Below are 24,434 nucleotides of genomic sequence, written 5' to 3'. Positions count from 1 at the left end.
GGGTTGGCGCCGGGGCTCCGTGAAAAATCGCGCGGCTCAGCCGGTAACGTACAGTCCCACCGCGATGTGACCCTCCGTCAGGGGCCCTCCGGCCGCGGGGCGCTGCCAGCACACCCGCCCCGCCTGCTCCGGCGACAGGCAGGGCACGTCCGTCACCTCCAGCGAGGCTCCAGCCAGGCGGGCCTTGCGCACGGCGGCGCTCCGCGTCAGGCCCAGTAGCTCCGGCGCGGGGGGCGGTGCCGCCTCGGGGCCCTGCTGGACGAAGACGGCCCGGACCTCGCCGGGGCCTCCGGGGGTGAAGTGCATGCCCGTCCCGTCCGCGGTGACCGCGCCGTGCAGCTCCAGCTCCACCGGCCCCAGCACGAGGGGGCCGGCGCCGAGCCGCGCCTGGACCCGCGCGAGCGACTCACGCAGGTCCACCAGCAGGGCCTCCAGGTCGATGGCGTCGCTCATCGCGGCACGGACCGTCCGTTCACTTCAAGGGCTCGGCGGCCACGGTCTCCAGGACGGGCGAGCGGGTGAGGACTCCGGTGGGCGGGAGCTTCCCTCCGCCGGTCGTCTGCACGGTGAGCACCAGCTCGGTGCCGCGCGGCAGCAGTGTCCCCGGCTCGGCCGAAGCCGCGGTGACCAAGGCTGCGTCCTTCGCGCCGTCAGGGAACCGGTGGGGCACGCCGATGGCGGACAGCAGCAGCCGCGCTTCGGCCACCGTCTTGCCTACCACCGCGGGCACCACCACCAGCGCCTCCGCCTGGGGCGACGGAGGCACCGGCACCACCCGGAACTTCAGCCGCGACTGCGCCGTCAGGTTGTAGGCGAAGCGGTTGGTGTAGCTGGCGTCCATGGGCGCGCCGTACATCTTCAGCCGCGTCCGTCCATCCGTCCGCTCCTCCGCGGTGATGGACAGCGCCACGGCGATCTCCGCCTCGGCCTCGGGGATGTGGTACCAGGTCGGCCGGTAGCCGATGCGCTGCAGCTCCACCGCCAGGTCCTCGTCCGAGGCGTAGAGCTCGCGGATCCGCTCGATGGTCGCCGCGTCCAGCTCCCGCTGCGCCTCCGCCACGCCGCGGCCCACCGAGGAGATCAACGCGCCCAGCGGCGCGCTCAGCGCCTCCAACTGGGGGACGTCATTCGAATCCGCCATGGTTCAGCCCTCCATCGCCTGGCCAATGATCAACTGCACGGGGCCCGAAGCGAGCGGCTTGCCCGGCTCCGGCACCTGCCGCAGCACGCGGCCCCACTGCCCGGGCTCCTTGACGAACAAGGGCATCGGGTCCACCCGCAGCCCCGCCTCCGCCGCGCGCCGCCGGGCCGCCGAGGTCGTCATCCCCAGGAAGCTCGGCACCTCGCGGGCGGGCGCGTCGCCCGTCTCGGGCGCGGCGGGAGACTGCTCCACGAACTGGGCCTCCGCCTCCGTCACGCCCTCGGTCGTCGTCTCCGTCCACCGCACGCGGACGGTGCTCAACCGCACCGTCGTCAGCGACGCGCGCACTGCTTCGATCTGCTGGCCCGCCGACTTCAGCTTGTCGGACAGCACCAGGGACGTGCCCTGCTCCAGGGCGGGCTCCTTGGTGGGCTCCACCGCCGCGGAGGACACCGCGCGCACGCCCTCCCTCGCGGGCTCCAGGACGACCATCGTCCCGTAGTCGATGAGGGTGCTGCTCATCTTCACCGGGAAGGTGGCCACCCCGGCGGAGTCCAGCCGCAGGTGGGAGCCGAAGGTGGCGCTGCTGACCTCCATCTCCAGCACGCCCGCCTCGTTCGTCACCCCGGTGTCGCGCAGCTCGAAGGTGCCCGTCTTCGCGGGGACCCACCACGCCACCTTCATCCCCGCCACGGGGACTCCCGTGGCCTTGTGGAACACGGCCCGGACCTTCATCGAGCCACCTCACAGGACAGCGCCAGCGTCCGCGACGCGGCATCCACCGTGAGCGCCAGGATGCGGGCCTGCTCGCCGGCCGCCACGCGCAGCGTCGTCCGCGCCTCCCCCGCCGCGTCCGTCCTCACCACCGCGAGCACCACGTCCGTGCCCGCCAGCGGCGCCACGCCGGACAGCGACTGCGTCGTCCTGCGGTCCAGGTTGAACTCCACCTCCACGCCCGGCAGTGCCTCGCCCGCGGCGTTGCGCACGCGCACCACCACGCCCGGCACGCCTCCGTCGCCGATGACGCAGCGGGCGTCGAGCACCACCGGAGGCAGGCCCTCGTTGGCCGGCACCGCGACGAAGCTGCCGCGGATCACGCTGACGATCTCCGTCTTCGTCTGCGAAGAGGCCACGTCCGCCAGCCGCACGGGCCGCATCTTCAGGATCTTCCCGTTGGCCACCGGTCCGGTGGTGGTGGTGGACGTCTCCACCCGCAGGTCCATCCGCAGCTCGAACTCCAGCTTCGGCACGTAGTAGGTGAACTGGCGGCCGGGCGCGCCGGCCGCGGAGATGCCTCCCAGCTCCTGCTGGGCCTTCGCCAGGCCGTCGGCCAGCTCGAGCAGGTACTCGTCCAGCGTGCCGAACAACTCCTGCGCCTGCTGTGTCGTGTCACTCATCCCGCGCTCCCTGGCGCCCGCGTTCCCGCCGCGTGTCACGTGCCGTGTCGCGCGCGTCCATGTCGTCCATGCCCATGCCGGCGCGCTCCATCTCCATGTCCATCTGTTGCTCCATGGACTCCATGTCCATGCCGGCCATCGCCAGCCCGCGCATCATCAGGGCCTCGGTGTCCAGCGAGCGGGGATCCATGCCCCGAAGCTCGCGCGCCACCGCCATCCCCTTCTCCACCTTCCCTATCGTGAGCCCGCCGCGCCCCCCCAGGGCCCGCCCCATCTGCCCGAGCGAGGGCAGCGTCTGGCCCTTCTCCAGCGCGAGCGGCCTGCGCGCCGCCGAGCGCGCCTCCTCCGCTACGTCCGCCAACCGCCGGGTCGCGGACCCCAGCTCCCCCAGCTTCATGCGGCCCCGGCCCGGAGACTCCAGGACGCGCTCCGCCAGCCGCGTGGCCAGCTTCGCGCGCTCACGCGCCTTGCGCGCCCACTGCTGGCGCAGCGTCTGCTGCTTCTGCGCCTGACGCCGGGCCGCCTTCCCCGCCTGCAGGCGCTCGCGGCGCAGCTCCTCCACCCGCTCGGCCTCCTCCGCCTCCGTCCGGCGCCGGGCGTACAGCTTCTGCTCCAGCAGCCGCCGCGCGGTGTCCCGCTCGTGCTGCTTGCGCTCCGCGATGCGCGACTCCGGCGTGTGCTGGACGACGGGGAACTGCTTCGCCAGCCGCTCGTCCACGGGCGCCTCCTGCACGCCGCTCAGCGCCTTCATCGTGTCTTCGAGCTGCCGGCGCTCCTTCAGCAACGCCGCCAGCTCCGGGTCGCTGGCGGCCACCTGCTCCAGCGAGGGCACGGGCGTGTCCGCGCCCAAGGCAGGAGCGGACGCGCCAACGTCATCGGCGGCCCCCGAGGCGTCCTCCTCCAGCAGGTCTTCCCAACGAACGTGTGACATGCGCGGCGCCCCTTGGCGTCAGGTGACGTTGCCCACGGCGGTGTCGATCTTCCCGCTGACGGCCTCGCCCTCCGCGGTGCCCTTGAGGCCCTTGGCGATCTCCGCGCAGATCTGCTGGAGCGCCGCCGGAGGGGGGATGGGCACCAGCTTGGTGCGGATGAGGCTCGAGCCCTCGGCGGAATAGCTGTACTTCTGCGAATGCTTGGCCGTGACGGTGGTGACGTGGCTCTTGTGGCCCTTCACCAGCGTGGTGAGGATGCCCTTGTCGCGGTCCACCTTGCGGTCGCGCGTCTGGGTCGAGTCGTCAGTGGACTCGTGCATGGAGATCTCCATCTTCACTTCGATGATGGTCTCCACGAACTGGTAGAACGTGGGCGTGAAGCCGAGCAGGAGCAGCGGGTACTCGGTGGTCCCCAGCTTCACGAAGCCGGCCCCGTCCCGCACGGCGTTGCCGCTGTCGTCGATGCGGTAGCCCGCCATGAGCTGGGCGATCTTCAGCGACGAGCTGTCCAGGGCGTACTGGGCATCCGCGATGGCGTTGCCCAGGTTGCGGACCATCTCCCCGAAGGGGACGTTGAGCAGATCCTGACCAATGGAGTTGGTGGGCATGGTGCGCGCGCTCCCAGGCTACTTGGCGGGGGTGGGCGTGGTGCCGGCCCTGGACGCGATGAGCGCGCGAACCCGCTCCTCGAAGAGGGCCGGCGGAGGCACCGGCACCAGCTTGGTGCGCAGCAGGCTGGAGCCCTCCACGCTGTAGTCGTACTTGCGCGTGTAGCTGGCGTCCACGGTCGTCACCACGGCCTGGGGCGCGCCGCCGCGCTTGAAGAGACGCAGCCCGCCGGCCGTCCGCGAGGTGCTCTGCGTCGCCACCTTGCTCTCCGTGCTCTCCGTCATCTTGATGGCGATCTTCACCTCGATGATGGTGTCCACGAACTGGTAGAAGTTGGGCGCGAAGCCCAGCTCCATCATGGACGAGGGCGTGCCCGCGAAGGACACCTTGGTGTCCACCCGGATGGGCTTGCCGGAGCCGTCGAGCTGGATGTTCCCGTCGGCGTCCCGCAGCAGCGCCTCGCCGCTCATCATCTCCGCGACGAGCATCCCGCTCTTGTCCAGCTCGAGCTGCGCCTCGGCGATGGCGGTCGCCATCTCACGAATCATGTCCCCCATGGGGACGTTCAGCAGTTCCTGACCGACGTTGGGCATGGTGTCTGGGTCCTTGCGCGCTTCAGGCGGAGGTATTGGTGGAGGCCGCGGGCAGCGGCGGCTGGGCGGCGATCTCGTTGAGCAGTTGGTGCAGGCGCGCGGGCGGAGGCAGCGACACCAGCCGCGCGGCGATGGAGCTGGCGCCCTGCACCTCGAAGCCGTACTTGCGGCTGTACTCGGCGTTGACCGTCACGGAGAAGATGCCGGCCATGCCGCCCGTCGCGCCGCCGCCCACGGAGAACTCCGTGGACTCGCGGATGGTGAAGGTGAGCTTCGCCTCGAGCGTGGCCTCGGCGAAGGCGTAGAACGTGGGCGTGAAGCCGAGCGCGAGCAGGCTCCACAACTGCCCGTCGCCCAGGTCCACGGTGCGCTCGGACATGCGCTTCGCGATGTCCAGAGAGTTGACGTCCAGCGCGTGCTGCGCGTCCGCCACCGCGCGCCCGAGCCGCTCGATGAGCTCGGGCAGCGGCGCGTCCAGCACCGTCATCATCGCGCGCTGGCCCTGCGTGGTGTTGTTTCCGGGCATGGGGACTCCTTACGGGTACCAGCGTTCGAGGTAGTCGCCGATGGCCTGGAGGAACTGGGGCGGCGCGGGCACCGCCACCAGGCGGGCCTTGATGGTCGAGCTGCCGGACACGCTCATCTCGTACTTCACCGAAGCGTGCGCATCGACGTTGAGGGCGCGCAGCTCGCGCTCGGAGCTCTCCTCGCGGTCCGCGGACGGCTTGCCGGCGATGCGGTTGGCCGACAGCAGGAACGCGGCGGGGTTGCTGGTGCCCAGCATGGTGCCGGAGGGGCCGGAGACGGTGACGATGTTGCCCGCGGACTGGGCCTGGAGGCCCGCGGCCAGTACGCCGGAGCTGGAGCCCGCCGTGATGGCGGCGGCCAGGTTGCGCGCCGTGTCCGCGGCCGTCACCCCCAGCGTGAACTGCCCCGGCTGCGGGGCGACGCCGGTCTCCACGGCCACCAGCTGCACGTTGTCGATGACGACGGTGTCGCGAGGCTGGGGCGAGGCCGGCGGGCGGCCGTCGCCGAAGCGGCGGGCCACGCGGATGGAGCCCGCTGCGGACAGGGCCGGCGCGGTGGGCGTGCGCGCGAACAGGGTGAACAGGGCGTGGTCACCGGTGCCGTACAGGTAGACGCGGTCCCCGCGCGCGAAGGCGCCGAAGGCGGTGTTGGCGTTGGCGTCGCGGATGGCGCGGGCCAGGTTCGCGGCGGTGGACTCCGCGGTGGCGCCCACCGCGAAGGTTGTGCCCTGGGAGGCGGTGCCCTGGGTGAAGTCCGTGCCACGGAAGGTGACGACGGCCGTGGTGGGCGCGTTCGCGGCGGCGCGCGTGCGCGGCACGATGCGGGCCTCGCGGTCCGTCCCCGTGGGGTCGAAGGCGGCCGTGGCCGCGCCGGTGCGGGCCACCAGCGACGCGGGCACGCCGGAGAAATGGAAGACGACGCGCCGGTTGGCCGCCAGGTCGGAGCTGCTGAAGTCGACCGTCGCGCCCATGCCCCGGGCCTTGAGCCTGCTGGCCGCCACGCCCCGCGACGTCAGCGCCCTCAGGACGAAGTCCGCGCGCCGCTGCGACAGGCGCTGGTTGTAGCCGGGGGCCGGCGGCGTGCGCTGATCCGCCCAGCCCTCCAGGTCCAGCGAGGCGGACGGGTGCTCCGCCAGCAGCGCCGCCACCGCGTCGAGGATGGCGGAGGGCTCGCGGTCCGTGCCGTAGGTGGTGGTGGGCACGTCGTGGATGTCGGTGTCGAAGTAGATGGCCCGGTTGCAGTCAGCGCCGGAGACGACGAGGAAGGCGGCCGGGTCCACCTGCTGCCCGATGTCCGCCAGCGCCGCGCCCACCGTCGCCGCGGTGCTGGTGTAGCGCGTGCCGTTGGTGGCCGGCAGCAGCAGCGCGGGCGCGGGCGTCACGCTGCCCAGCCGCGCGATGACCAGGTTGTCGCCGGGCGCCGCCTGCGGCGAGGTGCGCACGGTGATGACCGAGCGGTTGATGGCGTAGAGGTCCGGGCGGTTGGTGCTGGCGGTGACGCCCGACTGCATCTCCCAGTCCATGAAGACGCCCTGCAGGTCCCCCGCGGCCTGGTTGGTCCAGACGGAGTTGTTGCGCAGGGCCACGAGCAGCTCCTGCGCCGTCTCCCACAGCGTGTCCTGGCGGGTGACCGGCAGGCCGCTGCTGTTGGGGCCCACGCCGCCGTCCAGCGCGTAGCTGGTGGTGCCCACCGTGAGGTGGCCCGGCGCGTTGGCCACCAATGCCAGACAGGCGTAGGGGGGGATGCCCTCGCCGTCCTGCACCGTGAGGGTGGCGCTGCCGCTGGCGGAGGACGTCTCGAGGCTGTACTCACTCGACTCGTTCTCGTTGTCGTAGTTGAAGTTGGCGCCCACGTCGATGGTGGTCGAGTAGTAGACGTTGAGGTTCACCTCCAGGTCGGCGTACTGGAAGTGGTAGAAGGCCGGCCGCAGCCCCAGCGCCAGCAGGTTCTGCGTCATGCCCGGCAGGACGGTCTGCCCCATGCGCAGCGTCTGATCCACGCTGTTGGTGTCCAGCTGGGTCTGGGCCTCGGCGATGGCGAGCCCCATGTCCCGGATGAAATCGGAGATGTTGAGATCCGCGAGGATCTTCCCTGCTTTCGGCATGGTCTACCCCAAGGGTGCGGCGACGGGAGGAAGTGCGACGGCGACGTCGGGACGAACGGTGTCGGGACGGACGACCCAGTAGGCGTGACGGTCCTGCTCCAGCGTGATGCGGCGCGCGTCCACGTGCAGTCCGGTGCGCGCCCAGCCCAGCACCCGCTCCGACAGCGGGAGCCGCCCGGCGCCGGCCAGCGCCACCGCGGACTCCAGCCGCGTGCGCGCCTCGGCCAGGCGCCCCAGCTTCGCCAGCGCCAGGCCGTGCCGCTCGTGGTGCGCGGCCAGGTCCTGGCGGGCCAGGTCGCTCGTGGGAGGCTGCTGCTGGTAGTGGGCCTCCACGCGCTGGCAGAAGGAGATGACGGCCTCGTGGGCCCCCGAGCGCTCCAGCGACTCGAGCACGCACCACGCATAGTGGCGCTGGCAGACGTCGGAGCCGCCCTGGAGCGCGGCCAGCCGCAGCGCCTCCCGGTAGTGGCGCAGCGCCTCGTCATGCCGGCCGGCCAGCGCGAACACCTTGCCCTGCTCCGCCACGCGGAAGTGCAGCGCGAGCGAGCTCACTGGGACACCAGGGAGGTCCGCGTGCCCCGCGCGCGCAGCTCCGCGACGAGCCAGCGCGCGCGCGTGTCCCCCACCGTGGCCTGGAAGGTATGCGGCAGCCGCGAGAGCGCGGTGCGCGCCTCGTTGGCTTGCAGCCCCAGCGCCGGGGCCAGCAGCTCCGCGGCCACGGCGGGGTCCTTCGACTCCTCCACCGTCAGGCGGAAGCTGCGGAAGTTGATGAGCTGCACGGCCAGCTTCGCGCCCGCGGCCTCCAGGGGCGCGGTGCGCGCCACCACGTCCGCGCGCGACAGCCCCGTGTGCAGCACCACCGGCAGCCGCTTGAGCACCTTCGGAACCAGCGCCGGGGGCATGCCCGTCTCACGCACCAGCAGCTCCGGGAAGCCGGCGTCGGCGGGGGCCTCCAGGAGGCTGACGTCGAAGCGCTGGAAGGCGTGATCCAACAACCGCACCCCACCCCGCGCGCCCAGCTCCCGCCACACGCGCTCCGCCTGCGCGTGCGAGAGGTCCCGGGCCACCAGCGGCGGCTCCCCCGGAGTCACGCCCTGCCCCTCCAGCACCGAGCGGACCCCCGCGAGGCTGACCACCTCCGTGGCGAAGACGTCATAGCGGGCGGTGGGCGGATGGCTGGCGTCCACCTCCGCGCCCAGCGGGGCGAAGCGCTCCCGGAGCGCGTCCACCGTGGCCTGGGAGACGGAGCCGAGCACCGTGGGCGGCGTGGCGCAGAGCGCCGCGGCGGCGTCCGCCAGGGGACAGCCCAGCACGGCCGCCAGCTCCGTGCAGACCTCACGGAAGCGCCCGCCGTCACGCAGGTACAGCGCCACGTCGTAGGTCTGCCCGGGAGGAGGAAGAAGGGGCGCGTCATCCGGCTCCACGACCACGCGCAGGCCCGCGTTGCCCAGCACCTCCGACAGGCCCCGGGCGACGTCCTCCGGAAGGCCCCCGGCCAGCACCGCGGGGGCGCGGAACAGCCTCGCCGCGAGCTCCGCGGGAGGCAGATCGAAGTGGGGCACCAGGGCGCGGACGATGCTCGCGGACCCCTGGTGCAAGGAGAGAACAGTGACTCGCCGTGAACCGTTCATCTGAAAACACGAGACACCATCCGGTGTTTCACTGTCAACGATGCGCGACGTGCGATGCGTTTTTCAATGTCTGAGAAATGCCTGCTCGCCGCACTGGATCCAACCTGCTCCGTCATGACGCGGGCTGATACATGCCCGTGAAACATCCGGGTGGGTCTGGGCCAGCGGGTCGCGCCTGGCGCCCTGCCTGCCCGGTCTGTGCTCACGGGCACAGTGGCAACGGCTGAAGCGCGCATGGCCATGGCTGGAGGGCCTCCCCATCCTGCCCCCGCGACATTCACGGGGGGTTTGGACATGCGGACAGCGAAATTCTGGATGGGGACGCTGCTGGCGGGAGCGCTGGCGCTGGGCTACGGCTGCGGAAGTGAGGCGAACAAGGATCCTGCGCCGCAGGATGTGCCACAGCAGCAGGTCCCGGACGCGGGCACCGACGCAGGCGTGATGCTGACGCTCACCGACGCGCAGATCGCCCGCGTCCTGCAGGTGGCCAACGAGGGCGAGGTGATGCTGGGCCAATACGCCGCGCCGCTCGCCACCGAGCAGGCGGTGATCGACTTCAACAACCAGATGGTGACGGAGCACACCGCCGTGAAACAACGGCTGGACGGGGTGCTCGCGGCCCAAGGCATCACGCCCGAGGACTCCCCGCTGAGCCTCCAATTGCAGACGGAGGTCCAGCAGCTGATGGAGGTCCTCGGCGGCCCGAACGCGCCGCCCGCGGGCGCCGCGCGCGACCTGGCGCTGATCAGCGCGCAGCTCACCGCGCACGCGCGCGTGGCCTTCCTCGCCGACAGCCTGCTGACGCCCCAGATCACCAACCCGGCTCTCGCCCAGGAGGCGACCAGCGAGCGGCAGGCCGTGCAGATGCACATCGACGCGGCCACGGCGCTCCAGTCACCCCTCGTGCTCCCACCCGCCACGCCGTAGCGGGAGCGCTTTCCGTCCCTGGATAAAAATACAGCTCGGGCTCTCAGAACCTGAGAGCCCGGGCGCATTCGCACGACCTGTGGGGGAGGATTCGACCCAGGTGCTTTCCAATCGTGTCGGCCCGGTTTAGTAGGAATTTGGACCGCCGATGCAAAAGCCAACCGAACCGACCTCCGCGCAGAGTGAGCCGTTGACGACGGGCCGGGTCCTGCGCTCCACGTATGAGATTGGCACCGTGCTGGGCAAGGGCGGCATGGGCGCGGTGTTCCTCGCGCGCCACCTGCGCCTGCCGGGCAAGCAGGTCGCCATCAAGGTGCTGCACGGCGCGGAGGCGCTGTCGGAAGAGGTGGCGGTGCGCTTCCGGCGGGAGGCGGAGATCGCCTCGCGGCTGGGGCACCCGAACATCGTGGAGGTGCTGGACTTCGACACCCTGGAGGACGGCACGCCCTTCATGGTGATGGAGTACCTGCGCGGCGAGGGCCTGTCGCGCCGGCTGCGCAAGCAGAAGCAGCTGCCGCTGGAGGAGGTCTTCTCCATCACGCGGCAGATGGGCGCGGCGTTGCAGGCGGCGCACCGCGCGGGCGTGGTGCACCGCGACCTGAAGCCGGGCAACGTGTTCCTCGTGCCCACGGAGGCGGGCGGCGTCGTGGGCGAGCGCGTGAAGCTGCTCGACTTCGGCATCTCCAAGCTCGTGGACGCGCGCACGGTGATGACGCTGGACTCCGTGCTGATGGGGACGCCGCAGTACATGGCCCCCGAGCAGGCCATGGGCCACAACAGCAACGTGGACGCGCGCACGGACCTCTTCGCGTTCGGCTGCATCGTCTACGAGATGCTCGCGGGCCGGCCGCCCTACTCCGGCGAGAACGTCGCGGAACTCATCTACCAGATCGTCCACCTGGAGCCCCCGCCGCTCTTGACGCTGGCGCCCGGGACGCCGCCGCACGTGGTGACGGCCATCGCCCGCGCGATGGCGAAGAAGCCGGAGGACCGCCACCCGGACGTGGGCGCGTTCATCCTGGAGCTGACGGGCAGCCCGCTCCAGACGCTCGCGGAGATGAAGCCGGAGCAGCGCTCGCGCCCCACCCCGTCCACGGCCCCGCAGTCCGTGCCGCGTCCGCTGGACCGTGAGGAGCACATCCCCACGGTGGGCATGCGCCCCCACGCTCCTTCCGGACCCCAGACGGAGTCCCTGCCCGCGCAGCCGCTGGCCCCTGCCCGCCCGAAGTGGCCGGTGGCCGTGGCCGTGGGGATGGCGGTCATCATCGCGTTCGCGGTCGCCTTCTTCTGGAAGCGCCCGGGTGTGGCGCCGCCCGCCGCCGTCGTGGTGAATCCGCCGGTCCAGCCTCAAGCCCGGCCCGCGGCGCCCGTCACCCCGCCGTCCGCCGCTGTCGTGGCGCCGCCGGAGGACGCGAAGAAGCCCGTGGTGGACCCGGAGCCCCAGCAGACGCAGCCGACGGAGCCGGAGGAGCCCCGGCAGCCCACGGCGGAGCCGACCGCCGTGACGGCCCGGCCGAAGCCGCGCGGGGCCCCCGAGTCCATGCCGGACAGCGTGCGCGAGGACCTGGCGTCGGCGCAGAAGGCGCTGGACGCGTCCAACACGGCGGAAGCGCTGCGTCACATCCGGCGCAGCCAGCGCACGAAGATCACCGGCCTGTCGTTCTCACTGCTCACCCGCGTGTACTGCCAGCAGCACGACCTGGCGAACGCGCGGGCGCAATGGACCCGCGTCCCGGCAACGGAACGTCCAAGGGTCCGACAATACTGTTCGCAGTACGATATCGACCTGTAGGGTCGTCCGGGCGCGCGGAAACTCCAGAGTGGGGGCGCGCCCGCATTCCAAGGAGTCGTCGTGAGAGTGCTACTGGCAGTGGGGGTCGTGGCGCTGTCCCTGGGGTGTACCCGGGGCGTGCGGCCCGACAGCGAGGTGGCGGGGACGAAGCCCGCCACCGGCAAGGTGTATTCCAACGAGGCCGGAGAGAAGATCACCCTCATCGCGCTGGAGCCCGGTGACGCGAAGAAGGCGCTGGTCGCGTTCGACGGCACGAAGAGCGAGCTGGACGGCCAGGTGCTGGTCGCCTCCGTGGGCCGGGACAGGCGCGCCACGGAGTACTGGACGCTGTGGCGCGGCCGCAAGCAGCGCTTCGTCTCCGTGGAGGACCGGGGCGGCTACGAGGACCTCATCTTCAGCGGCGTGAACCACACGGGCTACACGCACCTGAAGCCGGACACGGGCAAGACGGGCTCGCTGAAGGTGGAGAAGGTCTTCGAGCGCTACCAGGACCTGGAGGGCGACAAGAAGTACCAGGCGATGCTCGCGTTCGACCGCAAGTTCTGGGCGAACCAGGCGGAGACGCAGCTGGCGGAGGCCCTGGCGGAGACGAACAAGGCGTGCGGCTCCAAGCTGACGTCCACCGTGGCCTGGGACTCCATCACGGACGCGCAGATCAACGAGATCTCCTTCGGCAGCTACTGCGTGGGCCCGCTGGAGTCGCTCCAGAAGCTGTGCGAGCGCTCCGACGAGGCGAAGCGCACCGTGCAGCAGAAGCTCCAGGCGGTGGAGTGCCGCATGGACGCGAAGGCCGCGCTGAAGCTGGAGGCCCAGAAGGTCATCTGGACCGTGACCTCCGGTGAGACGGTCCAGCCGGACGCGACCACCTCCTTCTTCACCGACACCCTCTAGAACGAAAGCCCACCGACAATGACGCTTCGACACATGGTCATCGCCCTGGGGCTCGTCCTGGCCCCGCAAGCCGCGCTCGCGCTGGATCCGCCCTGGAAGAAGGAGGAGAAGCTGCGCGACCGCATGGTGCTGGAGTCCGCGAAGGTCTGCGCGGACGGCAAGGGCCACTACACGGTCCTCCTGCCCCAGACGCCCGAGCACGACGGCGAGCTGTACTACGGGGACGGCAAGACGTTCACGCAGGTGGCGCCCGTGGGCTACCCCAACGCCACGGAGGGCGGCTTCTTCGAGCCCCGCTTCTTCAACCCCAAGGCCAACGACAACTTCCGCGGCATGGACTACCGGGTCGTCTCGTATCTGAAGCTCAGCGAGGACCTGAAGACGTGCACGCTCAGCTGCGGGGAGAAGACCCTGCCGCAGCAGCCGGTGCCGGCGGATCAGGCCAAGGAGCTCCTGCGCAAGGCCGCCTACCAGCCCAGCCCGGTGAAGTTCCAGCCGTACGCGCTGCTGCGCGACGACAAGGGCGTCTACTACCTGGTGGAGCGCGGCATCGGGGCGGACAACAAGAGCTTCCGCATCTTCACGGGCCAGCGCGGCCAGGTGAAGCAGCAGAAGATGCTCAACGTCGTCACCGACTCGCAGGGAGAGATCTTCTCCACGCAGGGCGGCGACCTGCGCCTCGTGGTGGACCGCGAGGAGCCGTCGTTCTGGGTGGTGAAGAGCAAGCGCCAGAAGCTGCGCGCGGTGCCGGTGGGTGAGAACCTGCCCTTCATCTACAACGAGCTGGGCGTCTACACGGGCGCGCGGCTGGGCACGCCCTGCGACGACGTGTAGTCCCGTAAGCCCCGGGGAGCCCCGGGCACGGTCAGCCGTTGAGCACCTTCACGGCCTTGACCATGTCCGGGGCCAGCTCCTCGTGTTCCAGGAGCGTGAACCCCAGCTTCTTGCTGACGGCCTGCATGCCGCGGTTGCGCGCGAGGATGTCCGCGACGATGCGGCGCAGGCCCCAGTCCTTCCCGATATCCACCAGCCGCCGCAAGAGCTCCGTGCCCAGGCCCAGCCGCTGGGCCGTGTCGCTGACGGTGATGGCGAACTCCGCGTCCTTCGTGCCGCGCAGGCGCGTGAGCCGGCCCACCGCGAGAATCTCTCCCCCACCCTTCCCGTCCGGCGACGGCCTCTCCGCGACGAGCGCCATCTCCCGCGCGTAGTCGTTGAAGCAGATGCGCGCCAGGCGCTCATGGGCCACGCGCTGGCTGAGCTTCATCAGGCCCGCGTAGCGCATGAACACCGTCTGTTCGGAGAGGGCCTGGTGGAAGCGGCCCATGGCGGGCTCGTCCTCCGGGCGGATGGGACGCACGAGCAACTGCTCGCCGTTCTTCAGCGTGAGCATCTTCGCGTACTGGTGCGGGTACGGTTCGATGGCGAGCTTCGGCAGCGACGCGGCCTGGACGTCCGGCGGGTGCAGCACCACGCGCGCGTCCAGCGCGATGATGCGCTCGCCGGAGGCGAGCAGCGGGTTGATGTCCAGCTCGCGGATGAGGGGCTGCTCCACCACCAGTTGGCTGAAGCGCACCATCAGCCGCTCCAGCGCGCCCAGGTCCACGGGGGCCCGGCCGCGCACGCCCTTGAGCGCGTGGTGGATGCGCGTGCGCTCCATCATCCGCCGCGCCAGCGTGGTGGTGAGGGGCGGCAGGCCCAGGGCCCGGTCCTGCATCACCTCCACCAGCGTGCCGCCCGCGCCGAAGAGCAGCACCGGCCCGAACTGCGCGTCCAGGCTGCTGCCCAGGATCAGCTCGTAGCCGTCCAGCTTCGCCATGGGCTGCACGGTGACGCCGTCGAACGCGTCCTGGAGGCCCCGCTCCGCGAGCGCGTCGCGGATGGCGCGGAAGGCCTCCCGCACCTGCGCCTCGTCGCGCAGGTCCAACCGCACGCCGCCCACGTCCGTCTTGTGCGTCACCGTGAGCGAGTGCAGCTTGAGCACCACGGGGAAGCCCAGCGGGAGGGCCTTCTCCACCGCTTCGTCCTCCGACGTGGCGAGCCACGTCTCCACGGTCGGGATGCCGTAGGCGGCCAGCAGGCGCTTGGACTCGTACTCCGACAGGAGGGTGCGGCCGGAGGCGCGGGCCTCGTCCACCAGGGCGCGCGCCACGTCGCGGCCTCCGCCGGTGGGCTCCTCCGCCAGCGTGGGCGTCTCATAGAGCCCGGCGATGTTGTCCGAGTAGCGCCACATGTAGTTGAAGACGCGCGCCGCGGTGTCCGGGTAGCCGAACGTCGGGATGCCCGCGTCGTTGAGGATGCGCTCGCCGGCGGCGACCTCCGAACCGCCCATCCAGCTGGCGAGCACGGGCTTGCCGGGCAGCTTCGCGTAGCCCTTGAGGCGGTCCGCCGTCTGGGTGGGCTCCGTCATGTCCTGCGGGGTGAGGATGACGAGCAGGCCGTCGCTGTTGGGGTCCGCGCCGGTGGTCTCCAGGGCCTTCGCGTAGCGCTCCGCGTCCGCGTCTCCCAGGATGTCCACCGGGTTGGCGTGGCTCCACGGCGGCGGCAGGAAGCCGTCCAGTTGCTTCCGGGTGTCGTCGGACAGCACGGCCAGCTCTCCGCCGCCGGACACGAGCGCGTCCGTGGCGAGCACCGCGGGGCCGCCCGCGTTGGTGAGCAGCGTGAGCCTGCGGCCGGAGGGCCGGGGCTGGCGGGCCAGCACCTCCGCCATGTGGAACAGGTCCTCGATGGAGTCCACGCGCAGCACGCCCGCGCGGCGGAAGGCGGCGGAGAGCACCTCGTCGCTGCCGGCGAGCGTGCCGGTGTGGGACGCGGCGGCCTGCGCGGCCTGCGCGGTGCGGCCGGCCTTGATGACGATGATGGGCTTGGTGAGGGCCACCTCGCGCGCGGCGGACAGGAAGGCGCGCGCGTCGCCGATGGACTCCATGTACAGCAGGATGGAGCGCGTCATCGGATCATCCGCGAGGAAGTCGATGAGGTCTCCCCAGCCCACGTCCAGCATGGAGCCCACGGAGACGAAGGCGCTGAAGCCCACGGCCTCGCGCAGGCTCCAGTCGAGGATGGAGGTGAGCAGCGCGCCGGACTGACTGATGAAGGCCACGTTGCCGGGGCGGGCCATGCCCTTGGCGAAGGTGGCGTTGAAGCCGCTCGTGGGGCGCATCACGCCCAGGCAGTTGGGGCCGATGATGCGCAGGTTCGCGGCCTGGGCGATGTGCAGCACCTCCTGCTCCAGCTTCGCGCCCTCCGGGCCCGTCTCCTTGAAGCCCGCGGAGATGATGATGACGCCCTTGACGCCGACCTCCGCGCACTCGCGGATGATGGCCGGCACGGACTTCGCGGGGGTGACGATGACGGCCAGGTCCACGGCTTCCGGCAGCGCGCGCAGGGACGGCCACGCCTTGATGCCGAGCACGTTGGGGCGCTGCGGGTTCACCGGGTAGACGGTGCCGCCGAACGGGCTGCTGATGAGGTTCCAGAGGACGGTGCGCCCCACGCTGCCGGGGCGCTCGCTCGCCCCCACCACCGCGACGCTGCGGGGGGAGAAGATGACCTCCAGCGGTTGGCGGGTCCGCTGGTGGAGCAGGTCGATGGAGGGGTCCGTCCGGGCCGGGGGCTTGGCGGGGCGTTGCTCGTCCATGGTGCGCTCTTCTTCCGTGGGGTGACCGTACCGGAGCAATCTCCGGCAGGCCCCCATCGTGCACCAGTCGTGAGGAAGGGGACGGGGCAGCGGACGTCTCCCCCTCCTGTTCCTGATGCGAGCGAACGGTCGGACGCCCCGCGTGCGGAGCGGAGCGTCCGTGGCCTCACCCCGCTAACGGACGCGACGGCGCCGCAAGCCCCAGCCGAGCACGACGAGCGTCCCGAGCCATGGCGCCCACCCCGAGGCGCCGCCCGCCGAGCACGCGAAGCCGCCGGGCGCGTTCTCCGCCTCCTCGAGCCCCTGCCCACCGCTCATCCGCCACGACGAGGCCGACACCACGCTGAAGGACGCGGGCGGGGAGAAGCCGCTGCGGTGCCCTTGAGAGTCCTGCGCCTCCACGCGCCACGTGTACGTGCCGGGAGACAGCGTCCCGGGCAGCGTGAGCGTCGTGCCCGCGGCGTTGAGGGAGGCGATGACGGCGCCGTCGCGGCTCAGCTCCAGGCGGTAGCTGACCGCATCGCCCTCCGGGTCCAGCGAGGCGTCCCACGTGAAGGTCACGTCGCCCGAGGGCACGAGCGCGGTGTCGGAAGGCGCGCGGAGCACGGGCACGGCGGGCGCGTGGGGCACCTGCGCGACGACGGTGGCGGTGATCGTGGCGGGAACGGACGCGGTGGTGCCGTCATGCGCCTGGAAGGTGAAGGTGTCCGGCCCCTCGTAGCCCGCTTGCGGCGTGTAGATGACGTGGGGCGCGGTGCCGGAGAGCGTGCCGTGCGCGGGGAGCTGGAGCACGCTGTACGTCAGCGTGTCGCCGTCCGCGTCGGTGGCTTCCAGGGTGACGGGCACGCCCTGCCCCACCACGGTGGTGAGCGACGCGCTCCGGGCCACGGGGGCCAGGTTCACGGTGCCGAGCGTCACGGTCACGGGCCAGGAGTCGGTGGTCCCGTCATTCACCCGGTAGGTGAAGGAGTCCGTGCCGGTGTGGCCCGCGTTGGGCGTGTACGTCAGGTCCGGCGCGGTGCCGGACAGCGTGCCGCGCGTGGGCTGGGTGAGGACCCGGAACGTGAGCGCGTCGCCGTCGTTGTCCCGGCCGGTGAGCGTGAGTTGCACGGGCTTCGCCTTGGAGGTGGTGACGGCGAAGGCAAGCGCCACCGGGACGGAGTTGCTCACCCGCAGCGTCACGGTGCCCAGGTTGGAGTCCGCGACGCCGTCGCTCACCCGGAAGGTGAACGTGTCGACGCCGCTGTAGCCGGGCTGGGGCGTGTAGACGTGGGATGCGCCCGCGCCGGACAGCGTGCCGTGCTGGGGCGCCTGGACGATGGCGTACGTCAGCGAGTCCGAGTCCGCGTCCGCGCCAGACAGCGTCACGGCGACAGGCGTGTTCTTCGACACGGACAGGGAGGCGTTGAGCGCGACGGGGGCGGCGTTCTCGTCGGTGACGCGCACCATGCGGCCACCGGTGACGCCCTGGACGGTGACGAGCAGCAGGTACTGTCCGGCCGCCACGGTGGGCGCGCGCGCGGAGAACTGCTTGCCGTCCTGCCATCCCGTCACGCCCTTCATCCAGGAGACCGCGCCGCTCTCCACGTTCACCAGGCGGGCCAGGGGGGCCTCGCTTGAGGACGCGTTCGTGTTGCCGCCGCCACCTTCCGAGACGCCGCGCAGACGGGTGCCCGTGGCGATGAACGGGGCCCCGGGAGACAGGATGCGCGGCGCGTCGAGCGTGGGCCGCGCGGAGGCCACCGCGGTCACGGGGTCGAGGGACTCCACGGAGGCCAGCACCGTGCTGCTGCGTCCGCCGGTCACGAGGATTTCACCCGAGGAAAGCAGCGTCGCGGTATGGCCCGCGCGAGCCACGACCATGGGGGTCAGGTAGTCCCAGGCGGCCGTGGATGCCTCGAAGCGCTCGACGCTGTTGAAGTAGCTCTCCGCTCCGCTGTGGCCACCGGTAATGACGACGTCGCCGGAGGGCAGCAGCGTCGCGGTGTGTCCCGCGCGCGGAACACCCAGCCGGGCGAGCCGGGTCCAGGTGTTGAGGCCCGGATCGTACTGCTCCACTTCAGGCGTAGCGCCGCCGCCGGTGGTGAGGCCGCCGACGAGCAGCACCTTGCCGGAGAGCAGCACGGTCGCGGTGTGGTCCTCCCGGGCGGTGTTCATCGTGAGCACGGCGCTCCACGTGTCCGTGGCGGGATCGTAGACCTGCGCGGTGTTGAGCGGCGCGGTGCCGTTGGTGCCGCCCGCGACCAGCACCTTGCCGTTGGGCAGCAGCGTGGCGGAGTGCGAAGCGCGTGGCGAGGCCATGCGGCTCGCGGCGGTCCACAAGCCACTGCGCGGGTCATACAGCTCCACGGTGTCGTGGACGCCGTAGTAGCTCGCGCCGCCCGTCACCAGCACCTTGCCGGAAGGCAGCAACGTCGCGGTGTGCCGCGCGCGCTCCACGGACATCCGGCCCGCGGGCAGCCACTGGCTGGAGGCCGCGTCATACAGCTCCGCTTCGGAGACGGGCGCGAAGCCATCCGAACCTCCGGTGACGAGCACGCGGCCCGAGGGCAGCAGGGTCGCGGTGTGCTGGGTGCGCGGGCTGAGCATCCACGCGGCCCCGCCCCACTGCTTCCTGTCGCGGTCGTAGAGGTCCGAGGAGGCGAGCGCACCCGTCGAATCCCGTCCTCCGGTGATCAGCAGCTGACCGGAAGGAAGCGGCGTCACGGTGTGATCCACGCGGGGCGTGACGCCTGGAGCCTCGGAGACCCAACGCCCCGAAGACTCCAGCAGCTCAGGGTGATTCATGTAGTTGGTGTCATTGCTGTTGGTCGTGAAGAAGTAGCCGCCCGCCACCAACAACCGGCCTGACGGCAGCAGGGTCGCGGTGTGGTTGCCTCGCGCGGTCTGGAGCAGCCCCCCGCGCTGCCAGGTGCCCGTCACGGGGTTGTAGAGCTCCGTGGCGTTCGTTCCGAGTGCCCAGCCGGCGGTCTGGCTGTCGACGCCACCCACGATGAGCACCCGGCCATCCGGCATCGCCGTGGCCGTGTGCCACTTGTGCGCGGCGGGCATGGCCGCCGTGGCCGTCCAACGCCCCGTGGCAGGGTCATACGTCTCGCAGGCGGCGATCATCTGGAAGTAGGAGTCCGTAGCCGTTCCTCCCGCGACCAGCACCCGCCCGTCGGACAGCAGGGTCGCGGTATGCTCCCTGCGGGCATTCACCATGGCGCCCGTGGTGCTCCACGTCCCCGTGACCGGATTGAAGAGGTCGGTGACGCCGGTGGCGAGGTTCCCGCCAGCGAGCAGAACCTGCCCCGAAGGCAACAACGTCGCGGTGCCATACGTTCGGGCAACGGACATGGCGCCAGCGGGCGACCAGGCACCCGTCTCGGGATTGAAGACCTCGGCGGAGGCAAGCACCGTGGTCGTGTCACCGCGTCCTCCTGCCACCAGGACGCGGCCGTCGGACAGCAGCGTCGCGGTGTGGAAAAAACGGCCCGTGGTCAAGACATCCGCGGGACTCCACGTTTCGGATTCAGGGTCGAAGAGTTCCGTCGTGGCGACAGGGGCACTCGCGAAGGAGCCACCTGCGATGAGCACCCGACCCGACGCAAGCAGCGTCGCGGTGTGCCCGGCCCGGGCGCCCGCCAGACGCGTGACGCCCCTCCACGTCCCGGTCATGGAGTCGAAGAGTTCCGCGCTCGGCGTCATGGCGGAGGCACTGGTATGCCCGCCGGCCACCAGGACCCTGCCGGACGGCAGTAGCGTCGCGGTGTGATAGCGGCGGGCCGTGGACATGCTGCCCGTCGACGACCAGCCCGGATCCACGACCACGGGCCCCTGCATCCCGCGCAGGTCCACGGCCATCGCCACGTCCAGGTTGCGCCCTGACAGCGCGTAGCGCGCGGGCCCCGCGCCCGGCACCCGCACCGCGCCGAGCAACTGGACCGTGCCCTCGCGGCTCAGCCCCTCCGCGTCCCGCGCGACCAGCGTGTGCATGCGCAGTTGGGGCACGCCGTGCGCGTCCGCGAACTCCAGATAGTCCCCCAGGTCGCGCACCGTGACGATGCCCTCGGGCACCTCCACCGTGTAGCGCACGCGGTGCTCGGCGGCGCCCTCCGGCGCGACGTCGTACTCCTCCACGCGGGACGTCACCCAGCGGCCCGCCGCGTCCGTCGAACGCGCCCCCACCTGCGCCCAGAAGTGCGGCGCGGCGGCGCGGTCCTTCAACGGGGCGCCCAGCCCTTCCACGCCGTGCCGCCTCGCGCGGAAAGTGAGGCCCCGGGTCTCCACCTCCAGCGTCCCCGTGGCCGTCGGGGGCACCGTCACGCGCAGTGCCGACGGCGGCGCTTCGGCTGGAGCGTCACCACCGGGAGCCAACTCCGGGAAGTACGCATGCGCCAACGCGCGGGCCCCGGCTTCGGACGGCGCCTCCCGCCACGCTCGCACCGCCGCGCTCCGGGCTTCAGCGGCCCCTGGGTTTGCTCCGAGCCGTGACTCCGAAGTGACTCCCACCTCTTCGCGCGGACGTGAGGCAATACCGTCACACGCCGTCACCCCCAAAAGGAGGCACAGCCACACGACCACCGGTCTTCTCATGTCGAGCACGCCTGTCAGCCCGGCACACACGGCGGCGCTCGTGCCGGACGGGATGGTGTTGAGCGCAATGGCCCGCGCTCAACGCAATCCCCAGGCCAGGACCCAACCCCCTGGATTCTCAGGCTCTCAATCCCAGACAAGACCAGTCACGTTGTACCCGGGTCCCCACGCCCGGAGACGCTGGCGTCAGGACGCGCGCGCCTGCTCCACCGCCGGCTTGAGCACGGTGCTCGCGAACTCCGCCAGCGTGGTGGGCGTGGTGGTCTCCTTCGAGCGCGGCTCGGCCGACGCCATGCGCCCGTCCTGGATGGCGCGGTACATCTCCACGAAGGTGTCCGCCGCGAAGGCGGGCATGCCCGCGCCCAGCATCCCGTTGCGCAGGTCCTCCAGCCCCACCCGCACGTACTTCACGGGCTGGCCCAGCACCTGGGTGAGGATGCTGGCGACCTCCGGATAGGTGAGGTCCTGGGGCCCGTGCACGCCCACGTAGCGGTGGCCCGTCCATGACGGATCCAGCAGCACCTCGGCGGCCTTGGCCGCGATGTCCGCCGTGGCGACCATGGGGAACGCCTGCGTCTCCGGGTTCGCGCTGAAGAGCGCGCCCGTCTTCGCCAGCCCGTGCACGTCGCGCAGCAGGTTCTCCATGAAGAAGCCGGCGCGCAGGCTGACGACGTCGGGCGCCGCCGCCTGGAAGGCCTCTTCAATGGACTTCATCGCGGACACCGGCCCCGTGCCCGCACCGCTCTGCGCGCCGACGCTGGAGAGCATCACCACGCGCTTCACGCCGTGCGCCTTCACGCGCTCCGCGGCCCGCTGGCCGTTGGCCTTCGCCCAGTCGTGGAAGTCCGGGCGGATGGCGGGCGGAGACAGCCAGAACAGCGCCTCCGCGCCCGCGAGCGCCGCGTCCAGCGTGGCCTGCTCGTCGATGGAGCCCTGCACCAGCTTCGCCCCCAGCTTCACCAGGTCCGCCACCTTCTCCGGCGTGCGCGAGATGACGGTGACCTTTCGGCCCGCCTTCAGCAGCTTCTCCACGAGGGGACGACCGATGTTGCCGTTCGGGGTGTTGATGACGATGGACATGGGGTGCCTCCAGCGACAGCGAGATGGACTGAACAGTGCCCCCGCGCGCCCCATGAGGCCACTGCATGCTATGCATGCACCCATGCGCCGCGTTCATGAAACCCCAGCGCCCTCCTTGAAGGAGGTGGACCTCTCCGGCATCAACCTCAACCTGATGGTGGCGCTGGACGCGCTGCTGCACGAGGTGCACGTCACCCGCGCCGCCGCGCGCGTGGGCCTCACCCAGTCCGCGATGAGCCACGCGCTCGCGCAGCTGCGGGAGCTGCTGGGCGACGCGCTCCTCATCCGCGGCCGGGGCGGCATGGTGCTGACGCCGCGCGCGCAAGCACTCGCCGCGCCGCTCAAGCGGGGACTGGCGGAGCTGCGGCGGGCCCTGCGCGACGAGCCCGCGTTCGCGCCCGCCACCGCGAAGCGCCGCTTCACCCTGGCCACGCGCGACTTCTTCGGGTCGGTGCTGCTGCCGGGCGCGCTGGAGCTGTTGGGCCGCGAGGCCCCCGGCGTGGACCTGACCGTGCTGCACGTGGACAGCAACACCTTCGCCAGCCACCTGGAGACGGGCGAGGTGGACCTGGCCATCATCGTCGCGCCCGTGCCGTCCGCGCCGGGCCTGCGCCAGCAGAAGCTGCTCACCGAGGACTTCGTCTGCGTGGTGCGCAAGGACCACCCCACCGTGCGCCGCACGCTGGACGTGGACACCTACCTGAAGCTGTCCCACATCCTCATCAGCCCCAAGGGCGACGGCGTGGGCGCGGTGGACCTGGCCCTGGCCCAGCGCGGCCTGCCCCCGCGCCGCATCGCCGTGCGCGTGCCCTACTTCCTCATCGCGCCGCTCGCGGTGTCGCGCTCGGACCACGTCCTCACCGCGCCCCGCCGCCTCATCGCCGCGTTCAAGGACGCGTATGAGCTCCAGGTGTTCCCCCCGCCCCTCCCCCTGCGCGCCTTCGACATCCTGCAGGTCTGGCACGAGCGCTTCGACGGAGACCCCGCGCACCAGTGGCTGCGCGGACTGGTGGCGCGGTCCGTCAACACAGGGTCTGAAAACACCCGGAGTTCACGAAGGGTGCGGCGCGCGCCAGCTTCCTGACACTCGGGGGGCGCGACACTGAACGTCAGTACACAGGTGGGGGAGCATCGCATGGGGGGCTTCGTGTAGGGTGCTCCCCATGAATCCTGAGAAGCTTGTCTTCGCCCAGACCGTCGAGGCGCTCTTCGTCCGCGCGTTGGAGAATCGCCTGACGCCCGCGTGCCGAGAGCACCTCAAGCGGGCTGGGCTGGACCTCGACAAGAAGCTGGAGCGCACCTACTCGCTGGAGCAGTGGCGGGAGTTCCTGCGCATCGCGGCCGGGCACGTCTACGGCGGCGTGCCGGCGGAGGCCGCGTACTACTCCCTGGGCGAGCGCTTCATGGACGCCTACTTCGGGACGTTCTTTGGCCGTGCGCTGCTGGGCGTGGGCCGCCTGGCCGGTCCCCGGCGGATGCTGCTGCGGGCGGACCTGGGCTTTCGCGCCGGCAACAACTTCAGTGAAGTCAAAATCGTGGAGCGCGGCGCGACGTCGCTGGAGCTCTGGATGAACGACGTGCTGGCGGACCAGCCGACGTTCGCTGCGGGGCTCCTGGCGCGCGCGGTGGCGCTGTGCGGGGGCTGGCGGGTGGTGGCGCTGCCGGAGGAGTTCGACGGCACGGCGGCCACGTTCCACCTGCGCTGGAGCGAGGCCCCCTCGGAAGGGGCGCTCAGCGCCACTGGGGATGGGTCCGGAGGCGACGCTCGACCTCAGGCGTGAGGCTGCCTCCGTGCGGGGCCCGGGAGGACGAGCGCTCCCAGCGCGCGAGCCACCGGGGCCCCAGCGGGGCGGTCAGGGATTCGTAGCGGGTCGAGGCCACGGTGGTCTCCCCCTTGGTGCCGGTGGAAGCGCCGGCGCCCACGTAGAACCCCGCGAGCAGCAGCGTGACGCGGGTGGGCGTGGCCGCGCTGTAGGTCATCAGCAGGGCGCCCTCTCCGTCTTCCCGGCAGTGCCGGCGCACCCGGGCGAGGACGGCTTCGGTCCACATGTCCGGGTTGGACGCGGGTGAGAACGGGTCGAAGAAGACGAGGTCCGCCGGGGGCAGCTCCGCGTCCAGGAAGGGCACCGCGTCCCCCAGCTTGAGGGTCCACTGGATGCCGGGCTCGCTCCACGCGCCGTGCTTCATGAGGCTCTCACAGGCTTCGCGGAACGGCTGGAGGAAGGGGAAGCCCTCCGCGTCCGCGAGCGCGAGCCTCAAGGGGGCCAGGTCCACCTCGAAGCTGACGATGTGCAGGTCGCGGGCGCGGTCCGGGCCCAGCTCGCGGGCGCGGGTGAGCGCGGCGACGGCGTTGGTGGCGGCGCCCAGGCCCACGTCGTGGATGACGAGCGGCGGGCCGGGCATTCGCAGGCGGTCCGCGAGGCCGGGCTGGTCGACGTAGAGGCGCAGGGCCTCCTGCCACGGGCCTACCGCGGGGTGCATGACCTCGCCATGGCCCAGGTGGCGCACGGCGCGGTGGCCGTTGCGCAGGGTGACGAGCTCGAAGTCGCCGTCGCGCGGATGGGAGGGCTCGGACATGGGGCTCCTGGCCTGGAGGG

21 protein-coding genes are annotated in these 24,434 nt (G+C 71.5%); 6 read left to right on the top strand and 15 right to left on the bottom strand.

The genetic code is table 11. The features are described 5' to 3' along the window. Positions 1–36: 36 nt before the first annotated feature. The 11 genes from JYJ93_RS19250 to JYJ93_RS19200 are packed head-to-tail and all read right to left on the bottom strand — an operon-like array spanning position 37 to position 8,902. Entirely contained in the window at positions 37–453 is a 417-nt protein-coding gene (locus tag JYJ93_RS19250; protein ID WP_206793365.1) for a hypothetical protein, read from the bottom strand. A 19-nt stretch (positions 454–472) separates the two neighbouring features. After that, positions 473–1,141 (bottom strand): PASTA domain-containing protein, encoded by a 669-nt coding sequence (locus JYJ93_RS19245; RefSeq protein WP_206793363.1) that lies wholly within the window; start codon positions 1,139–1,141, stop codon positions 473–475. 3 nt (positions 1,142–1,144) lie between these two features. Continuing rightward, complete coding sequence (locus JYJ93_RS19240) at positions 1,145–1,876, bottom strand: PASTA domain-containing protein (protein ID WP_206793361.1); 732 nt, start codon at positions 1,874–1,876, stop codon at positions 1,145–1,147. Beyond that, a complete protein-coding gene (locus JYJ93_RS19235) occupies positions 1,873–2,538 on the bottom strand; it encodes a hypothetical protein (RefSeq protein ID WP_206793359.1) in 666 nt (221 codons plus the stop codon). Before JYJ93_RS19235 ends, JYJ93_RS19240 begins: the two co-directional genes overlap by 4 nt. Then, complete coding sequence (locus tag JYJ93_RS19230) at positions 2,531–3,469, bottom strand: hypothetical protein (RefSeq protein WP_206793357.1); 939 nt, start codon at positions 3,467–3,469, stop codon at positions 2,531–2,533. Before JYJ93_RS19230 ends, JYJ93_RS19235 begins: the two co-directional genes overlap by 8 nt. 18 nt (positions 3,470–3,487) lie before the next feature. Next, a complete protein-coding gene (locus JYJ93_RS19225) occupies positions 3,488–4,078 on the bottom strand; it encodes a hypothetical protein (protein ID WP_206793355.1) in 591 nt (196 codons plus the stop codon). Positions 4,079–4,096: 18 nt separating this feature from the next. Next, positions 4,097–4,672, bottom strand: coding sequence for a hypothetical protein (locus JYJ93_RS19220; RefSeq protein WP_206793353.1), 576 nt, complete (start codon positions 4,670–4,672; stop codon positions 4,097–4,099). Positions 4,673–4,694: 22 nt separating this feature from the next. Then, positions 4,695–5,198 (bottom strand): hypothetical protein, encoded by a 504-nt coding sequence (locus tag JYJ93_RS19215; RefSeq protein WP_206793351.1) that lies wholly within the window; start codon positions 5,196–5,198, stop codon positions 4,695–4,697. Positions 5,199–5,207: 9 nt separating this feature from the next. Further along, on the bottom strand, positions 5,208–7,304 hold the full coding sequence (locus tag JYJ93_RS19210; RefSeq protein WP_206793349.1) for an OmpA family protein: 2,097 nt from the start codon (positions 7,302–7,304) through the stop codon (positions 5,208–5,210). 3 nt (positions 7,305–7,307) lie between these two features. Next, entirely contained in the window at positions 7,308–7,856 is a 549-nt protein-coding gene (locus tag JYJ93_RS19205; protein WP_206793347.1) for a hypothetical protein, read from the bottom strand. Beyond that, the gene (locus JYJ93_RS19200) at positions 7,853–8,902 is read right to left on the bottom strand and encodes a hypothetical protein (protein ID WP_206793345.1); all 1,050 of its coding nucleotides are present in this window, start codon (positions 8,900–8,902) and stop codon (positions 7,853–7,855) included. Before JYJ93_RS19200 ends, JYJ93_RS19205 begins: the two co-directional genes overlap by 4 nt. 327 nt (positions 8,903–9,229) lie before the next feature. Here JYJ93_RS19200 and JYJ93_RS19195 point away from each other — a divergent pair, with 327 nt between their 5' ends. The 4 genes from JYJ93_RS19195 to JYJ93_RS19180 all read left to right on the top strand — a co-directional run bounded on the left by JYJ93_RS19195 (position 9,230) and on the right by JYJ93_RS19180 (position 13,379). Continuing rightward, a complete protein-coding gene (locus JYJ93_RS19195; protein ID WP_206793343.1) occupies positions 9,230–9,862 on the top strand; it encodes a DUF4142 domain-containing protein in 633 nt (210 codons plus the stop codon). Positions 9,863–10,010: 148 nt separating this feature from the next. Next, a complete protein-coding gene (locus JYJ93_RS19190) occupies positions 10,011–11,654 on the top strand; it encodes a serine/threonine-protein kinase (protein ID WP_206793341.1) in 1,644 nt (547 codons plus the stop codon). Between the two features lie 60 nt (positions 11,655–11,714). Beyond that, positions 11,715–12,545 carry a hypothetical protein gene (locus tag JYJ93_RS19185; protein WP_206793338.1) on the top strand — a complete coding sequence of 277 codons (831 nt, stop codon included), beginning with the start codon at positions 11,715–11,717 and terminating at the stop codon, positions 12,543–12,545. An 18-nt stretch (positions 12,546–12,563) separates the two neighbouring features. Further along, entirely contained in the window at positions 12,564–13,379 is an 816-nt protein-coding gene (locus JYJ93_RS19180) for a hypothetical protein (protein ID WP_233587830.1), read from the top strand. Positions 13,380–13,410: 31 nt separating this feature from the next. On the opposite strand, the gene JYJ93_RS19175 is transcribed toward JYJ93_RS19180, so the two are convergent. From JYJ93_RS19175 to JYJ93_RS19165, 3 genes are all read right to left on the bottom strand, one after another. Continuing rightward, entirely contained in the window at positions 13,411–16,179 is a 2,769-nt protein-coding gene (locus JYJ93_RS19175) for a bifunctional acetate--CoA ligase family protein/GNAT family N-acetyltransferase (RefSeq protein WP_206793336.1), read from the bottom strand. Between the two features lie 174 nt (positions 16,180–16,353). Beyond that, positions 16,354–20,607 carry a kelch repeat-containing protein gene (locus JYJ93_RS19170; RefSeq protein ID WP_206793334.1) on the bottom strand — a complete coding sequence of 1,418 codons (4,254 nt, stop codon included), beginning with the start codon at positions 20,605–20,607 and terminating at the stop codon, positions 16,354–16,356. Between the two features lie 336 nt (positions 20,608–20,943). Beyond that, positions 20,944–21,837 carry an NmrA family NAD(P)-binding protein gene (locus JYJ93_RS19165; protein ID WP_206793332.1) on the bottom strand — a complete coding sequence of 298 codons (894 nt, stop codon included), beginning with the start codon at positions 21,835–21,837 and terminating at the stop codon, positions 20,944–20,946. A 124-nt stretch (positions 21,838–21,961) separates the two neighbouring features. On the opposite strand from JYJ93_RS19165, the gene JYJ93_RS19160 reads away from it, so the two are divergent. Both JYJ93_RS19160 and JYJ93_RS19155 read left to right on the top strand, forming a co-directional pair. Continuing rightward, complete coding sequence (locus tag JYJ93_RS19160) at positions 21,962–22,921, top strand: LysR family transcriptional regulator (RefSeq protein ID WP_269013135.1); 960 nt, start codon at positions 21,962–21,964, stop codon at positions 22,919–22,921. Between the two features lie 79 nt (positions 22,922–23,000). Further along, on the top strand, positions 23,001–23,618 hold the full coding sequence (locus JYJ93_RS19155) for a DUF2378 family protein (RefSeq protein WP_206793328.1): 618 nt from the start codon (positions 23,001–23,003) through the stop codon (positions 23,616–23,618). Here JYJ93_RS19155 and JYJ93_RS19150 read toward each other — a convergent pair. Next, a complete protein-coding gene (locus JYJ93_RS19150; protein WP_206793326.1) occupies positions 23,569–24,414 on the bottom strand; it encodes an MnmC family methyltransferase in 846 nt (281 codons plus the stop codon). The genes JYJ93_RS19155 and JYJ93_RS19150 overlap by 50 nt on opposite strands. Positions 24,415–24,434: the final 20 nt, after the last annotated feature.

This window comes from Corallococcus sp. NCSPR001, from assembly GCF_017309135.1.
Lineage (GTDB): Bacteria > Myxococcota > Myxococcia > Myxococcales > Myxococcaceae > Corallococcus.
This window is presented reverse-complemented; position numbering and strand designations above follow the sequence as displayed.

Bases quoted from the DNA above. Each gene is read 5' to 3' on its own strand.
- JYJ93_RS19240 (WP_206793361.1), bottom strand. From the start codon at position 1,876: ATGAAGGTCCGGGCCGTGTTCCACAAGGCCACGGGAGTCCCCGTGGCG.
- JYJ93_RS19250 (WP_206793365.1), bottom strand. From the start codon at position 453: ATGAGCGACGCCATCGACCTGGAGGCCCTGCTGGTGGACCTGCGTGAG.
- JYJ93_RS19245 (WP_206793363.1), bottom strand. From the start codon at position 1,141: ATGGCGGATTCGAATGACGTCCCCCAGTTGGAGGCGCTGAGCGCGCCG.
- JYJ93_RS19175 (WP_206793336.1), bottom strand. From the start codon at position 16,179: ATGGACGAGCAACGCCCCGCCAAGCCCCCGGCCCGGACGGACCCCTCC.
- JYJ93_RS19165 (WP_206793332.1), bottom strand. From the start codon at position 21,837: ATGTCCATCGTCATCAACACCCCGAACGGCAACATCGGTCGTCCCCTC.
- JYJ93_RS19195 (WP_206793343.1), top strand. From the start codon at position 9,230: ATGCGGACAGCGAAATTCTGGATGGGGACGCTGCTGGCGGGAGCGCTG.
- JYJ93_RS19155 (WP_206793328.1), top strand. From the start codon at position 23,001: ATGAATCCTGAGAAGCTTGTCTTCGCCCAGACCGTCGAGGCGCTCTTC.
- JYJ93_RS19210 (WP_206793349.1), bottom strand. From the start codon at position 7,304: ATGCCGAAAGCAGGGAAGATCCTCGCGGATCTCAACATCTCCGATTTC.
- JYJ93_RS19220 (WP_206793353.1), bottom strand. From the start codon at position 4,672: ATGCCCAACGTCGGTCAGGAACTGCTGAACGTCCCCATGGGGGACATG.
- JYJ93_RS19225 (WP_206793355.1), bottom strand. From the start codon at position 4,078: ATGCCCACCAACTCCATTGGTCAGGATCTGCTCAACGTCCCCTTCGGG.
- JYJ93_RS19235 (WP_206793359.1), bottom strand. From the start codon at position 2,538: ATGAGTGACACGACACAGCAGGCGCAGGAGTTGTTCGGCACGCTGGAC.
- JYJ93_RS19190 (WP_206793341.1), top strand. From the start codon at position 10,011: ATGCAAAAGCCAACCGAACCGACCTCCGCGCAGAGTGAGCCGTTGACG.
- JYJ93_RS19180 (WP_233587830.1), top strand. From the start codon at position 12,564: ATGACGCTTCGACACATGGTCATCGCCCTGGGGCTCGTCCTGGCCCCG.
- JYJ93_RS19150 (WP_206793326.1), bottom strand. From the start codon at position 24,414: ATGTCCGAGCCCTCCCATCCGCGCGACGGCGACTTCGAGCTCGTCACC.
- JYJ93_RS19230 (WP_206793357.1), bottom strand. From the start codon at position 3,469: ATGTCACACGTTCGTTGGGAAGACCTGCTGGAGGAGGACGCCTCGGGG.
- JYJ93_RS19215 (WP_206793351.1), bottom strand. From the start codon at position 5,198: ATGCCCGGAAACAACACCACGCAGGGCCAGCGCGCGATGATGACGGTG.